Source organism: Gemmiger sp. An194 (assembly GCF_002160145.1).
Taxonomy (GTDB): Bacteria; Bacillota; Clostridia; order Oscillospirales; family Ruminococcaceae; genus Allofournierella.
The window spans coordinates 74,307-86,083 of sequence record NZ_NFKA01000012.1 but is presented as its reverse complement, the minus strand read 5'-3'; the positions used below and the strand labels follow the sequence as shown (position 1 = coordinate 86,083).

Here is an 11,777-nt window from a genome sequence, read left to right as displayed (position 1 = left end):
ATGGAACGGCTTACTCCTCGGCCGGGGTAAAGGTCTTGGTGTCCGCCTTGAAGTGGCCCTTCACCGGCGCACCCTTGTAATGGATGTTGAAGGGAATCTGGTAGCCATTGGCGTCGCCGCCGTAGCTGCTCACCTCGATGACCGCGTCGTCCTTCACGGCGGGGAAGCCGCTTTCCGGGTCCTCCTCTTCCCACATGTGCACCTCCACCACGGTGGTGTTGCAGCCGTCCAGGATCTTGCACTCGTCCACGATGCCCTGCAGCCGCTCGAACAGGGGGTCGCCCACCACCGCGTAGTAGGTCTCCACGCTGCCGCTCTTCTCGTAGCTGGTCACCAGGGTGCTGGTTTCGCCCAGAATGTTCCGGGTCTTTTCCACGTTGGCGCTCAGCTCGGGGCTGTACTCCTCCAGGTCCTTGCCCAGCCGCACATAGTTGGGGCTGCCCTCCAGCGCGCCGGGCTCGGCGGCGTCGATGTAGTGGGCCATCCACTTGCGCTCAATCTTCTTGTTCTTCTCCATCTGTTTCTCCTTTCAGTTCGGTGATGTGTTCCGCCACCAGCTCCAGCCGGTAGCGGGCCAGGCCATCCGGCCCGGCCTGCTGCAGCCCGGCTCCCATGGCCCGCAGGCTCTGGCGGCCGGATTCAAAAAGCAGGGGCACCCGGCCCCGGGCGTTCTGGGTGTTCACCCAGTCCTGCAAAGCCAGCACCAGGGCCGCATTGTGCAGCCCCGCGCCGGGGTCGCCCACAGGCTTTTCCAGCCGCAGCTCCAGCCAGAACCGGTAGCTGGTGGAAAGCCTGCCCCCGCCCAGGATGTTTTCTTTAAAACTGCTCTCGGACGCGCCGCCCGGCCGCAGTGACACCGCGCCGCCCGCCAGGTCCAGCCCGTCGATGGCAATTTGCGGTGTGCTGTCCCAGCCGGGCCAGCTCTCCAGCCATTCGCGCAGCTGTTCCAGCATGCTGTTTCCCTCCTTTACCATTTTTTGTACCATTCGGTCTGGGCCTCCACATGGCGCACCTGTCCGCCCAGCCGCTTGGCCGCCACCTCGCGGATCACCGCAAGGCCCGGCACCGCCGCGGGCACAAAGGCACGCCACTGGTCCGCCGTCTCGATTTCCGGGCCCTCGCCGGGCAGCACCCGGTCCCCCGGCTCCAGCGAGAACCAGCTTTCCTCCGGCTGCGCGCCCTCGCCGCCGGGCCGCCAGACGGGCCACTGCCCGCCGCAGGGCGCCAGCAGAAAGCAGTACCGCTGGACGGTGGGGCCGATTGCATCCGCCCCGCCGGAATCTCGCTTATCCAGCCAGACTCCTTTCAGCACCGTGCGGCGGCAGGAAAATTCCGGCCGGAACGCCGCATGATACACCGTGACGGTGTGGGTGCAGAAGCGATAGTCCGGCAAGCCCCCGGTCAGCCGCATGCCGCCACCCCCTGTTCATTTCGCCGGATGTCCAGATACAGCCCGGCGCAGCGGTAGAGCTCCCTGCTTTTTGCGGCGGGGCTCAGATCCGGCGCGGGGGCGGCGCTGGTCTGGCTCAGGCTGCCCAGCTGCATTCCGGACAGCAGCTGGCCGTTTTCCGCCGCTTCATAAAAGTGGATCGCCTCGGCCATGGCGCACACCGCCAGGGCCTCGCTGTTTTCCTCCGGGGCCGTTACCCGGTAGATGCGCTTGTAGCGCCCCAGCTGAGCCGCGGCGGCCCGCTCGGCCGCCGCGAACTCCTGCTCGGTCATCTCACCGGCCCAAACGTCCCGGTAAAATGCGTACTCCACCATAGGCTCAAGCGGGCTTGTTGCTGGCGTACACGCCGGCCAGCTTGTTTTTGTACACGTCGGCCACGCCCACGTTGCGGTAGCCGTATTTGTAGGCGTCCGCCTCCTGATTCTGGTCCGGGGTCACGATCTTGGGAGCCACGTGCTTTTCAAACTGAATCAAGGCGGGCTTGTGGATGACCATGAAGTTCAGCTCCTTGCCGCCTTCTGCCTTGGCGTAGCCGCCCGCCTCCTGGCCGCCGGTGTGGCCGTCCTTCTGGTCGATGGCGGTGTAGAAGCGGGTCTGGGGCACCAGGGTCTTGCTGGCAAAGCGGGACAGGATCTCCCGGCTCTTGGTGGTGTCCAGATCGGCGATCATGCCGTCCAGGGTGGGGGTGATGAAGAGGTGGCGGTCCTCCATGGGTACCTCGGCCTCGTCCATGGCGTTGGTGGCAACGCGCAGGGCGGCCAGCACCGCCGCGCCGTCGCTGAGGGTCTCCTCCTTCTGGGTCACGCCCTCCTTGGAGGCGTAGCTGGCGAAGCGGAAGGCGTCCAGCTCGGGGGCCACCTTGGTGCGGATGAACTCGCCCGCCAGACGGCCGAAGGCGATGCCGGCGCTGTCCGCGTCGTCCATGTTGTCCACGGTGAACATGCGGCCCCGGTCGAAGTTGCATTTCACGGTCTCGTTGGTCAGGGTCACGTCGCCGGACACATAACCGCTGTTGCGGTCGTAGTCGCCCAGGCCCTGCAGCTCAATCATGGGGATGATCAGCTCATTGGCGTTGGCGCCCTGGCGCACCAGCTCCTCGGGGCCGTCCAGCTTGGCGGTGAGGGACACGGTGCGGTACACCTCGTCCAGCAGAGGGATGAATTTGCCTGCGGTGGTGATCTTGTTAGCCATAGTGTATTTTCCTCCTTGATATATACAAATTGTTTATTTCAGACTTTATAAAACAGCGGGGCAAAAACGCGGGAGGCCCCCGGGGCCCCGGTGTTCTCCGGTCAGACACGGCCCAGCCCGAAGGCCCGGCGCAGCACCTCATCCGGCTCGCCGCCGGGCGCGCTGGCACCGGTGCCCGCCGCGTAGGGGGGCGGGGTGATGCCGCCGAAGAGATAGCCGTTTTCCTGCTCCAGCTGCTCCAGCGCGGCGGCGATGGCTCCCTCCGGGTCGGCGCTGGTGCGCAGGCCCTCCAGGTCCAGCAGGGCCCGGATGGCCTTTTCGCTGCGGCCGCCCGCCCTGCCGATGGCGGTGTCCAGCGCCGCGTCAAAGCGGGCCGCCGCCACCTGCTCCTCCGCCGACTTGCGGGCCTGCTCGGCCTGCTGCTTCCAGTCGGCAACCTGGGCGCGGGCGGTTTCCAGCTCGGTCTTCCATTTGGCCTGCCGGGCGTCCAGCTCCTCCTTGTTCACAAAGCGCTGGGCCAGCGCGGCGGTCAGCGATTCCTCCAGCTGGGGGGTGTACGCCTCGCCCAGCAGCTCCTTCAGCCACTCCTGCATTTTTGTTCTTCTCCTTTCTTTGTTCCGCTAGTTTTCGGGCAAAACAAAAGGCCCGCCGCCCCTGGGGGGCCACAAGCCTTTTTTATAAGTTGTTCGGGGTCTTTTTTTCGGGCATCAGCCGCTGCCGCACCCGGGCCAGATCCTCGTCGGTCTCCCAGGGCAGACTGTATTTCCAGGCCAGGGCGATCTCCGGCTTCAGCAGCCCGGCGTTCACCAGCTGCAGGGTGTCGGCCCATTCCCTGTCCTTATCGAACAGAACGCCGTTGCCCCAGTCGATGCGCACCGCCCGCGCCGGGTCCGGCTGGAAGGCGCCGGGAATCCGGTACAGCCTGCCCAGCCTGCCGCAGAGGGCCACCGCCCGGCGCACCGCGCTCTCCCACAGCTGCTGCAGCTCCTGAATGGTCAGGCTGTAGTCGCCCTGGCTGCTGGTCACCTCGGTGGCGGTGCGCTGTGCGGCCTCCACCTCGCCCAGAATGCCCCGCTTTAAGCCGATCAGGCTTTCCAGATTGCGCAGGTACTCCCGCTTGCGGGCCAAAAAGCTCTCCTGCCGCAGGGTGGGGGCGAAGACGGTCACGCCGGTGTTGGCAATGTCGTCGTCGATGCCCACGAAAAGGCCGGGCGGCAGCACCGGACGGCCGTTCTTGCGCTTGTCCAAAAGGTCCGCCGAGGCGAACACCCGGCTCTCGCCGTGGTCGAACTCCCGGTCCAGCTGGCGCTCGTTGCGGTTGATGTTGTGGATCAGCCCCGCCGCCGCGGCGTACACGCTCACCGGGTCGGGGCTGCCGTCCACGCAGTTTTCCAGCGGCAGGCGCAGGCTCACAAGGCCAAGACCGCCCACATCGCCCACCACCGCCTTGGGCTCCAGCGCCGCGTACCGGGGCAGGGCGGACAGCCCCACCGGCGTGCCGATGCTCTGGCCGTCCCAGCTGCAAAAGAGTTTGTTCTCGATCACCAGACGGCCCGCCTCATCCAGGCTGCGGCGTTCCAAAAGGGTATAAAACTTTCCGTTTTCCATGGTCAGCTCCGCGCTGCCCAGGGCGGTGGCCTCGCCGTCCGGCGAGCGGCCCAGCACCGTGACCATGTCCCGCCGCATCACCGAAAAACCAAAGCCCCCGGGCCCCGGCACCGGCTTGAGCCAGGCCTCGCCCCCGATCAGCGCCAGCTGCATGGCCTTGCGGCGCACCCCATCCAGCCCGGCCAGCACCCCGGCCACAAAGGGCTCACCCCCGTCGGCAGCGGCCCGGTACTCGGCAAAGCAGCTGCGGCTCAGCTTGCTCACCACCGTGTAGGGCAGCCGCTGGCAGGGGTCCTCCTCGTCGGTCACCTCCCGGTCAAAGTAAAGGCGGAACCAGTCCTCAATGGCGGCGTTCATGGCGGCGGTGGTGCAGTCCCGCGCGCCGGGGTAGGCCTGGGCAAAGCTGCAAATCTGCCGCCCCAGAGCGGCGCCGAGCACGCTCATTCCTCCACCTCCCAGCTGCGGGCGGCCAGCCGGTTGCGGGCCCGCACCCCGGCCTGCATGCCCTGGATGTAGGCCTCCAGCCGCTCGATCTCCCGGTTCAGCCGGTCCTCTCTGGCCCGCAGGGCCGCGTTCTCCCGCATCAGCTGGTCCCGCGCCCACTCAGGCAGAAAGCGCTGCCAGAACCATTCCTTCCATTTGTGCATGATCTCTCTCCTTTCCTGTTTTTCCGGCGCGGCTCAGCCCCCCGCCCGCCGCCAGATGCGGCTGGTGGCGTAGCGCACCGCGTCGATGTGGTGATTGTCCCGGTCCGGGTAGCCCTCCAGCACCTGGCCGCTGGAGCGGTCCCGGTCGTACTCGTATTCGCTGAACTCCTTGGCGGTGTCCGGGCAGCGGGCCGGGTCGATGCGGATCTGGGCCAGGCTTTGCAGCCACTTCATGCCCGCCTTCACGCTGCCGGGGCCCTTTTCCGCCCCCCGGCAGGGCAGGCCCATCGACCGGTAATCCCGGCAGCTTTTCTCCTCGGCGCTGTCCGCAATGAGGGTCTCGCTGTCCCCCGCGCAGACGCCTTTTTCCAGCAGGATGCGGGCGGTGTCCGCGTTGGAGGTGCGGCGGCGGGTGGCCTCGTCGAAGATGTACAGCACCCGCCGGGCGGCATCGTAGCCGCAGCTGTTGAAGGCCCAGGGGTCCGGGAACCAGCCCCAGTCCACCCCATGGTAGCGCCGCTCCAGCCGTGCGATCTCCTCCTCCCGGATGGGGACCAGCTTCACATTCTCGAACACCAGACTGCCGCTGCCCACCACCTGACCCAGGTATTCATGGCGGTAGGCCCGCTCGTTGGTGAGCCGCAGATGCTCTGCCTCCTGCAGAAAGCGCTCGCCCAGCCAGTGGGGCGGCAGGCTTCGGTAGTCGGAATGGACCACCAGCATGCCGGGCTTTGGCTGGCGCACATACCGGTTGACCCAGCTGGAGGGCAGCGGGGGCGGGTTGAAGCTCTTGATCACAAGGCTCTGCCCCTGACCCCGCAGCAGGCTCTGCTCGGCGCTGCGCACCTGGTCCGGTCCGGAGAACTGGTCCAGCTCCTCAAACCAGACCGCGCCGATGTACCCGAAGGGTGGCTTGATGCTCTTCAGCTTGGCCGCGTCGTCCAGCCCGAAGCACCAGACGCACTGGCCGGTGGTTTTTCGCACCAGCTCCATCCGGCTTACATTGGGCTCGAATTCCCCGTCCAGGCCCATCCGCTCCAGCGCCCAGAGCAGCTGGCTCCACACGCTGGTGCGCAGGGTTCGGCCCACCCGGCGCAGGGCGACGGCGTGGCAGTCCGGGCGGCGCATCAATTGCACCAGCAGCTCAATGGCCGCATAGCTGCTCTTGGCGCTGCCCCGCCCGCCGGTGAGCACCAGCTCCCCCACCTGACCCCGGCGCACCGCCTTGTGGGCCTCATGGAAGGCCGGGGCGATCAGCCCGCCCAGCGCCCGGCGTTCACTGGATGTCATCCACCAGCACCACCCGGGGCACGGGCTGGGCCGTCGGGGCATCCAGCAGCTTTGCCAGCATCTCCATGGCCTTCATCCGGCTGGCAAGGCTGGGCAGCTGCATCATCTCCTCGCCGTTCTTGCCGTATTCCGGGTAGGCCTTTTCCCCCATGGCAATAGCCATCAGCTCCTGGCGCAGCCGCTGGGCGGGGTCCTCTTTTTTGCGCGCGGCCATCGGCACTCACACTCCTTTCTCTGTAAAATAGGGATGGAAAAAGGCGGGGAGCCCGGTTTTTGTTCCGGGCCCCGCCGCCTACTTTCCTCATGATACAGGATAGCACGGGTCGAACCGGGCTTTCCAGGGTCAAATCCTGTTTTTTTCCGGGTTTTCCGGGTCAATTTTGCCTTTTGACCGGGCTTTTCGCGGTTTCATGCCGCCGGGTGCGCTTCCCCCATACAGATGCACTTCAGCGCCCGATCATGCTGGCGGCGCAGCCAGCGCTCGTCCATGTCCAGCATCTGGCCAATCTCCACCCAGGTCTTGCCCAGCAGATAGCGTGCCCGCATCATCTGGCGGGTGCGCTCGTCCTCCAGCAGCTCGATGGCCACCACCACCCGGGCCTGGGCCTTGGCCGCCGCGTCCAGCTTTTGGGCCAATTCACCCCGCAGCGCCTCCAGCCGCTCCACGCTCTGCTCCAGCTTATGCAGATTCGGCCCCCGCACCACCTGCACCCCCTGGCCAAGATAGGGGGTGATCCGGGTGATCACCGCTTCCAGCTCCCGCAGCTGCTCGCTCACCAGACGTGCCTCGTGCAGCTGGGTCTGGTAACTGCGCAAAAATTCCAAAGTCTCGGCTCTGCTGTTCATTCCGCTTTTTCCTCCCTCTGTACACCTGCTTCATACACACCGGCAGCAGGCAGTTGCCCTCGCCGTCCCGCTTCCATTGGCAGCGCTCGCAGCTCCGCCAGGTCCATTTCGTGTTCATGCTCGTCCTCCTTCCAGATCCAGTTGCCGGAAAAATACCATTCCACCAGCATGGCCCTGAACTCCGCCGCCTCTGCCGCCCGCTCATCCCATTGCAGGATACCGCAGTCCCGGCAGGCGACGGCAAAGCCGTCGGCCCCGTTCACAAAGCGGCCCCGGTTCGGCCCGAGGCCCTGCCAGCTTCCCACCGCATCGCCCTCCTTTGCGGCCCGAGATATCGGGCACTTTTTGTGGTATAATAAATAATTCTTTTTATAAAGTCACGTTTCGTGTCTTTATAAAATAAAAAAATACACCGAACCGGATTTTATGGAAAAATCTTCCGGTTTCTTCGGTGGATTCATTCTACATCAATTCACGAATCGTGTCAACACCATTTGTGAATATTTTCTTTACAAAATCCACATTTCGTGCTATCATCAATACAGAAACCGGAAAGGAGTCGATCGTATGGGTCAATTTGCATCCATCTTAAAGCAGCTTCGGCTGCAGAAGGGGCTCACCCAGCCCCAGCTGGCCGAGCGTCTGGGCATCAGCCGCAGCGCCATCAGCATGTATGAGCGGGGCGAGCGCGAGCCGGACACCGCCACCATGGAGGCCATTGCGGCCCTGTTCGGGGTGGACATGAACTATCTTTACGGTATGCCCACCGTCACCTTCGACGACTTCACCTATGCCTTGCACAACGAAAGCAAGGACCTGACCGAGGAAAACAAGCAAAAATTACTGGAAATGGCGCGACTGTTCAAGCTGGCCCAGCAGCATGGCAGCGGGAACTGACCGCCGGGAGGGCCGCATGGTATCATTGGCAACGATTTATCAGGACGCGCGCCAACTGGGCGTGGCGCTGATTCCCTATTCCATCGGCTTTGCAGACGCCGCCACCCTGGAAATGGACGGCCGCTACGGCATTTTTCTGGACTTTGACCAGTTCGAGACCATGGCGGACTACGCTGCCGCGCTGGCCCATGAGGTGGGCCACTGCGCCACCGGGGCCACCCACGCGGTGCACAGCCCCTTCGAGCTGGTGGCCCAGCACGAGGACCGGGCCAACCGCTGGCACTACGAGCACTACCTGCCCTTTTCGGAATTGCAGGCGCTGGTGGCGGACGGCTACACCGAGCCCTGGCAGCTGGCGGAGGCCACCGGCTGGCCGGAAAAAACGGTGCGGGACGCACTGGAATACTACACCCAGCGCCGGGGCCTGCGGCTGCAATGCCCCTGAATCAATCACACAACAAAAAATCCCCCCGAACGGCACATCTGCCGTTCGGGGGGATTTTTCTGTTTTGAAGAAACGGTCAGGGCTTGGCCTGCCCGGTGCGCACGGCGCGGATCTCGTCCAGCAGGATCTGCCGGGCGTTGGCGGCGGCTGCCTTTTCCAGGGCGGGCACCCCTTCCAGGGGGTAGGTAAGGCCCAGAGCCTTGTATTTGTTCACACCCATGGTATGGTAGGGCAGCACCTCCAGACCCTTCAGGTTTCGGTAGCCGCCCAGCATCCGGCCCAGCCGGTGCAGGTGCTCTTCACCGTCGGTGCGGCCGGGCACTACCACATGACGGGCCACCATGGGCACACCCGCTGCCTCCAGCGCGGCGGCGAAGGCCAGAACCGGGGCCTGGGGCTGGCTGGTCAGGGCCTTGTGGCCCGCCTCGTCGCTGTGCTTGAAGTCCAGCAGCACCAGGTCGGTGACCGCGAAGAGGTCCGCGAACTGGTCCTTTTTCTTGTCGGTGTAAAAGATGCCGCTTGTATCCAGGCAGGTGTGGACGCCCCGCTGCTTTGCCTTTTGGAACAGCTCGGTGAGAAAGGGCAGCTGGGCCAGCGGTTCGCCGCCGGTGGCGGTGATGCCGCCGCCCTTATAAAAGCTCTTGTTCTTCTCGTACTGGTCCAGCAGCTGGTCGGCGGTCATCATCTGGCCGCCGGAAAAGGCCCAGGTGTCCGGGTTGTGGCAGAAGGCGCACCGCATGGGGCAGCCCTGAAAGAACACCACGAACCGGATGCCCGGCCCGTCCACGGTGCCGAAGCTTTCCACCGAATGGATGCGCCCGGTGAGCGGCGCGGTTTGTTCGGCTTCCATCTTACATGCCTTCGTGGAAGGTACGGCTGATGACCTCATCCTGCTGCTCCTTGGTGAGCTTGTTGAAGTTCACCGCGTAGCCGGACACGCGCACGGTCAGCTGGGGGTACTTTTCGGGATGGGCCTGCGCATCCAGCAGGGTCTCCTTGGTGAACACGTTCACGTTCAGGTGATGGCCGCCCTTTTCGGCGTAGCCGTCCAGCAGGCCAACCAGGTTGTCGATCTGAGAATCGCTGATCTTCATAGTGAATACACTCCTTTTCACTTGGGGAATTGAAAATACGGGGCGGGGCGCAGGCTGCACCCCGCCGCCGGGGATTGCTTGCTTTTTTCCTGTTTGCAGTTATCGCTTACAGTTCGGCATTCGGCTCGCAGCAGGCGCAGTCGTGGGGCATGTCCAGCTCGATCTCGCCGAAGAACACCTGATCCTCCTTGCCCAGCGCGCCGGGGATGATGGAGAAGGTGTTGGAGATGCCGTCCTGGGCATCCTTGAAGGGCAGCTTTGCCACCGAGCTCAGGGACGCCACCGCACCGTGGCTGTCGCGATGGTGCATGGGGTTGGCGCCGGGGGCGAAGGGCTCGCCGCCCTTACGGCCGTCCGGGGTGGAGCCGGTGTTCTTGCCGTACACCACGTTGGAGGTGATGGTCAGGATGGAGGTGGTGGGCTTGCCGCCGCGGTAGGTGTGGTTGGACTTGATGTGCTGCATGAAGCGGTGCACGATGTCGTGGGCGATCTGGTCCACGCGGTCGTCGTCGTTGCCGTACTTGGGGAAGTCGCCCTCCACCGCGTAGTCCACCACGATGCCGTTCTCGTCCCGGATGGTCTTTACCTTGGCGTACTTGATGGCACTCAGGGAGTCGGCCACAACGGACAGGCCCGCGATGCCGGTGGCGAACCAGCGGGTGACCTCCTTGTCGTGCAGGGCCATCTGGATGCGCTCGTAGCAGTACTTGTCGTGCATGTAGTGGATGATGTTCAGGGCGTTCACGTACACCCGGGCCAGCCACTGCATCATGTCGTCGAAGCGCTGCATCACGTCCTCGTAGTTCAGGTACTCGTCCTCAATGGGGCGGAAGCGGGGGCCAACCTGCTTCTTGCTGATCTCGTCCACGCCGCCGTTGATGGCGTACAGCAGGCACTTGGCCAGGTTGGCGCGGGCGCCGAAGAACTGCATCTCCTTGCCCACACGCATGCTGGACACGCAGCAGGCGATGGCGTAGTCGTCGCCGTGGGTCACGCGCATCAGGTCGTCGTTCTCATACTGGATGGAGCTGGTGGCGATGCTCATCTTGGCGCAGTAGCGCTTGAAGGCCAGGGGCAGACGGGTGGACCAGAGCACGGTCATGTTGGGTTCGGGAGCGGTGCCCAGGTTCTCCAGCGTGTGCAGGTAACGGAAGCTCATCTTGGTGACCAGGGGCCGGCCGTCGATGCCCACGCCGCCGATGGACTCGGTGACCCAGGTGGGGTCGCCGCTGAACAGGGCGTTGTACTCGGGGGTACGGGCGAACTTGACCAGGCGCAGCTTCATGATGAAGTGGTCCACCATCTCCTGGATTTCGCTCTCGGTGAAGGTGCCGTCGGCCAGGTCGCGCTGGGCGTAGATGTCCAGGAAGGTGCTGGTGCGGCCCAGGCTCATGGCGGCGCCGTTCTGCTCCTTCACCGCGGCCAGGTAGCCGAAGTACAGCCACTGGATGGCCTCCTGGGTGTTCTTGGCGGGCTGGGAGATGTCGAAGCCGTAGATCTTGCCCAGCTCCTTCAGCTCCTTCAGGGCCTTGATCTGCTCGCTCAGCTCCTCGCGCTCACGGATCACGTCGGAATACATGATCACGCGGGTGGAATCCTTCTGGTTCTGCTTGTCCTCGATCAGACGGTCCACACCGTACAGGGCCACGCGGCGGTAGTCGCCGATGATGCGGCCGCGGCCGTAGGCATCGGGCAGGCCGGTGATGATGTGGCTGGAGCGGCAGGCGCGCATCTCGGGGGTGTAGGCGTCGAACACGCCCTCGTTGTGGGTCTTGCGGTATTTGGTGTAGATCTCCACCACTTCCGGGTCCACATGGTAGCCGTTGTCCTCGCAGGCCTTCATGGCCATGCGGATGCCGCCGTTGGGCTGCAGAGAACGCTTGAAGGGCTTATCGGTCTGGAAGCCCACGATCTTCTCTTTGCTCTGGTCCAGATAGCCGGGACCATGGGAGGTGATGGTGGAGATGACGCGGGTGTCCATGTCCAGCACGCCGCCTGCCTCACGCTCCTTGGCGGTCAGGTCCATGACCTGAGCCCACAGCTCGCCGGTCTCCTTGGTGGGACCCTGCAAGAAGCTTTCGTCGCCCTCGTAGGGGGTGTAGTTTTTCTGGATGAAGTCCCGCACGTTGATCTCATTCTGCCAGACGCCGGGGGTAAAATCCTTCCATTCCTGTCTCATTGGCCTGTGCCCTCCTGTATTTGGATGGTAAATAAATATCGGTTCGCCCATCGCTGGGCGTTATCGCGGCGGGTACGGGCTCTCTCCCTCCCGCACCGGGCCGCGGTAAAACAAATTTTTGTGGCCGCCG

General features: G+C 64.4%; 17 protein-coding genes. 2 read left to right on the top strand and 15 right to left on the bottom strand.

All coding sequences use genetic code 11. From position 1 onward, the window contains the following. Nucleotides 1-10: 10 nt before the first annotated feature. From B5F28_RS09045 to B5F28_RS08990, 12 genes are all read right to left on the bottom strand, one after another. Nucleotides 11-517, bottom strand: a complete 507-nt coding sequence (locus tag B5F28_RS09045) for a hypothetical protein (protein ID WP_087295411.1) — start codon at nucleotides 515-517, stop codon at nucleotides 11-13. Continuing rightward, the gene (locus B5F28_RS09040) at nucleotides 495-953 is read right to left on the bottom strand and encodes a hypothetical protein (RefSeq protein ID WP_087295409.1); all 459 of its coding nucleotides are present in this window, start codon (nucleotides 951-953) and stop codon (nucleotides 495-497) included. The genes B5F28_RS09045 and B5F28_RS09040 overlap by 23 nt, the downstream gene beginning before the upstream one ends. A gap of 14 nt (nucleotides 954-967) precedes the next feature. Beyond that, nucleotides 968-1,411, bottom strand: coding sequence for a hypothetical protein (locus B5F28_RS09035; RefSeq protein ID WP_087295407.1), 444 nt, complete (start codon nucleotides 1,409-1,411; stop codon nucleotides 968-970). Next, on the bottom strand, nucleotides 1,402-1,764 hold the full coding sequence (locus B5F28_RS09030) for a hypothetical protein (RefSeq protein WP_087295405.1): 363 nt from the start codon (nucleotides 1,762-1,764) through the stop codon (nucleotides 1,402-1,404). The genes B5F28_RS09035 and B5F28_RS09030 overlap by 10 nt, the downstream gene beginning before the upstream one ends. Nucleotides 1,765-1,768: 4 nt before the next feature. Then, the gene (locus B5F28_RS09025) at nucleotides 1,769-2,641 is read right to left on the bottom strand and encodes a hypothetical protein (protein ID WP_087295403.1); all 873 of its coding nucleotides are present in this window, start codon (nucleotides 2,639-2,641) and stop codon (nucleotides 1,769-1,771) included. Between the two features lie 101 nt (nucleotides 2,642-2,742). Then, entirely contained in the window at nucleotides 2,743-3,234 is a 492-nt protein-coding gene (locus B5F28_RS09020) for a phage scaffolding protein (protein ID WP_087295401.1), read from the bottom strand. 82 nt (nucleotides 3,235-3,316) lie between these two features. Beyond that, a complete protein-coding gene (locus B5F28_RS09015; RefSeq protein ID WP_087295399.1) occupies nucleotides 3,317-4,693 on the bottom strand; it encodes a hypothetical protein in 1,377 nt (458 codons plus the stop codon). Beyond that, on the bottom strand, nucleotides 4,690-4,896 hold the full coding sequence (locus B5F28_RS09010; protein WP_087295397.1) for a hypothetical protein: 207 nt from the start codon (nucleotides 4,894-4,896) through the stop codon (nucleotides 4,690-4,692). Before B5F28_RS09010 ends, B5F28_RS09015 begins: the two co-directional genes overlap by 4 nt. Nucleotides 4,897-4,929: 33 nt before the next feature. Beyond that, on the bottom strand, nucleotides 4,930-6,186 hold the full coding sequence (locus tag B5F28_RS09005) for a PBSX family phage terminase large subunit (protein WP_087295395.1): 1,257 nt from the start codon (nucleotides 6,184-6,186) through the stop codon (nucleotides 4,930-4,932). Further along, nucleotides 6,173-6,400 (bottom strand): terminase small subunit, encoded by a 228-nt coding sequence (locus B5F28_RS09000; RefSeq protein ID WP_087295393.1) that lies wholly within the window; start codon nucleotides 6,398-6,400, stop codon nucleotides 6,173-6,175. The genes B5F28_RS09005 and B5F28_RS09000 overlap by 14 nt, the downstream gene beginning before the upstream one ends. A gap of 194 nt (nucleotides 6,401-6,594) precedes the next feature. Continuing rightward, nucleotides 6,595-7,032, bottom strand: a complete 438-nt coding sequence (locus tag B5F28_RS08995; RefSeq protein WP_087295391.1) for a hypothetical protein — start codon at nucleotides 7,030-7,032, stop codon at nucleotides 6,595-6,597. Then, nucleotides 7,029-7,337 (bottom strand): hypothetical protein, encoded by a 309-nt coding sequence (locus B5F28_RS08990; RefSeq protein ID WP_087295389.1) that lies wholly within the window; start codon nucleotides 7,335-7,337, stop codon nucleotides 7,029-7,031. Before B5F28_RS08990 ends, B5F28_RS08995 begins: the two co-directional genes overlap by 4 nt. Nucleotides 7,338-7,599: 262 nt before the next feature. On the opposite strand from B5F28_RS08990, the gene B5F28_RS08985 reads away from it, so the two are divergent. Continuing rightward, entirely contained in the window at nucleotides 7,600-7,929 is a 330-nt protein-coding gene (locus tag B5F28_RS08985) for a helix-turn-helix domain-containing protein (RefSeq protein ID WP_087183834.1), read from the top strand. A gap of 16 nt (nucleotides 7,930-7,945) precedes the next feature. Continuing rightward, nucleotides 7,946-8,374, top strand: coding sequence for an ImmA/IrrE family metallo-endopeptidase (locus tag B5F28_RS08980; RefSeq protein ID WP_143424722.1), 429 nt, complete (start codon nucleotides 7,946-7,948; stop codon nucleotides 8,372-8,374). Nucleotides 8,375-8,450: 76 nt separating this feature from the next. On the opposite strand, the gene pflA is transcribed toward B5F28_RS08980, so the two are convergent. From pflA to pflB, 3 genes are all read right to left on the bottom strand, one after another. After that, the gene (pflA, locus tag B5F28_RS08975; protein WP_087295385.1) at nucleotides 8,451-9,224 is read right to left on the bottom strand and encodes a pyruvate formate-lyase-activating protein; all 774 of its coding nucleotides are present in this window, start codon (nucleotides 9,222-9,224) and stop codon (nucleotides 8,451-8,453) included. A gap of 1 nt (nucleotide 9,225) precedes the next feature. Further along, complete coding sequence (grcA3, locus tag B5F28_RS08970; RefSeq protein ID WP_058964204.1) at nucleotides 9,226-9,468, bottom strand: autonomous glycyl radical cofactor GrcA3; 243 nt, start codon at nucleotides 9,466-9,468, stop codon at nucleotides 9,226-9,228. Nucleotides 9,469-9,574: 106 nt separating this feature from the next. After that, nucleotides 9,575-11,647 (bottom strand): formate C-acetyltransferase, encoded by a 2,073-nt coding sequence (gene pflB, locus B5F28_RS08965; protein WP_087295383.1) that lies wholly within the window; start codon nucleotides 11,645-11,647, stop codon nucleotides 9,575-9,577. Nucleotides 11,648-11,777 lie beyond the last annotated feature (130 nt).

Bases quoted from the DNA above. Each gene is read 5' to 3' on its own strand.
- B5F28_RS09000 (WP_087295393.1), bottom strand. From the start codon at position 6,400: ATGGCCGCGCGCAAAAAAGAGGACCCCGCCCAGCGGCTGCGCCAGGAG.
- B5F28_RS09015 (WP_087295399.1), bottom strand. From the start codon at position 4,693: ATGAGCGTGCTCGGCGCCGCTCTGGGGCGGCAGATTTGCAGCTTTGCC.
- B5F28_RS09010 (WP_087295397.1), bottom strand. From the start codon at position 4,896: ATGCACAAATGGAAGGAATGGTTCTGGCAGCGCTTTCTGCCTGAGTGG.
- B5F28_RS09005 (WP_087295395.1), bottom strand. From the start codon at position 6,186: ATGACATCCAGTGAACGCCGGGCGCTGGGCGGGCTGATCGCCCCGGCC.
- B5F28_RS09045 (WP_087295411.1), bottom strand. From the start codon at position 517: ATGGAGAAGAACAAGAAGATTGAGCGCAAGTGGATGGCCCACTACATC.
- B5F28_RS08980 (WP_143424722.1), top strand. From the start codon at position 7,946: ATGGTATCATTGGCAACGATTTATCAGGACGCGCGCCAACTGGGCGTG.
- B5F28_RS09020 (WP_087295401.1), bottom strand. From the start codon at position 3,234: ATGCAGGAGTGGCTGAAGGAGCTGCTGGGCGAGGCGTACACCCCCCAG.
- pflA (WP_087295385.1), bottom strand. From the start codon at position 9,224: ATGGAAGCCGAACAAACCGCGCCGCTCACCGGGCGCATCCATTCGGTG.
- B5F28_RS09035 (WP_087295407.1), bottom strand. From the start codon at position 1,411: ATGCGGCTGACCGGGGGCTTGCCGGACTATCGCTTCTGCACCCACACC.
- B5F28_RS09040 (WP_087295409.1), bottom strand. From the start codon at position 953: ATGCTGGAACAGCTGCGCGAATGGCTGGAGAGCTGGCCCGGCTGGGAC.
- pflB (WP_087295383.1), bottom strand. From the start codon at position 11,647: ATGAGACAGGAATGGAAGGATTTTACCCCCGGCGTCTGGCAGAATGAG.
- B5F28_RS08985 (WP_087183834.1), top strand. From the start codon at position 7,600: ATGGGTCAATTTGCATCCATCTTAAAGCAGCTTCGGCTGCAGAAGGGG.
- grcA3 (WP_058964204.1), bottom strand. From the start codon at position 9,468: ATGAAGATCAGCGATTCTCAGATCGACAACCTGGTTGGCCTGCTGGAC.
- B5F28_RS09025 (WP_087295403.1), bottom strand. From the start codon at position 2,641: ATGGCTAACAAGATCACCACCGCAGGCAAATTCATCCCTCTGCTGGAC.
- B5F28_RS08995 (WP_087295391.1), bottom strand. From the start codon at position 7,032: ATGAACAGCAGAGCCGAGACTTTGGAATTTTTGCGCAGTTACCAGACC.
- B5F28_RS09030 (WP_087295405.1), bottom strand. From the start codon at position 1,764: ATGGTGGAGTACGCATTTTACCGGGACGTTTGGGCCGGTGAGATGACC.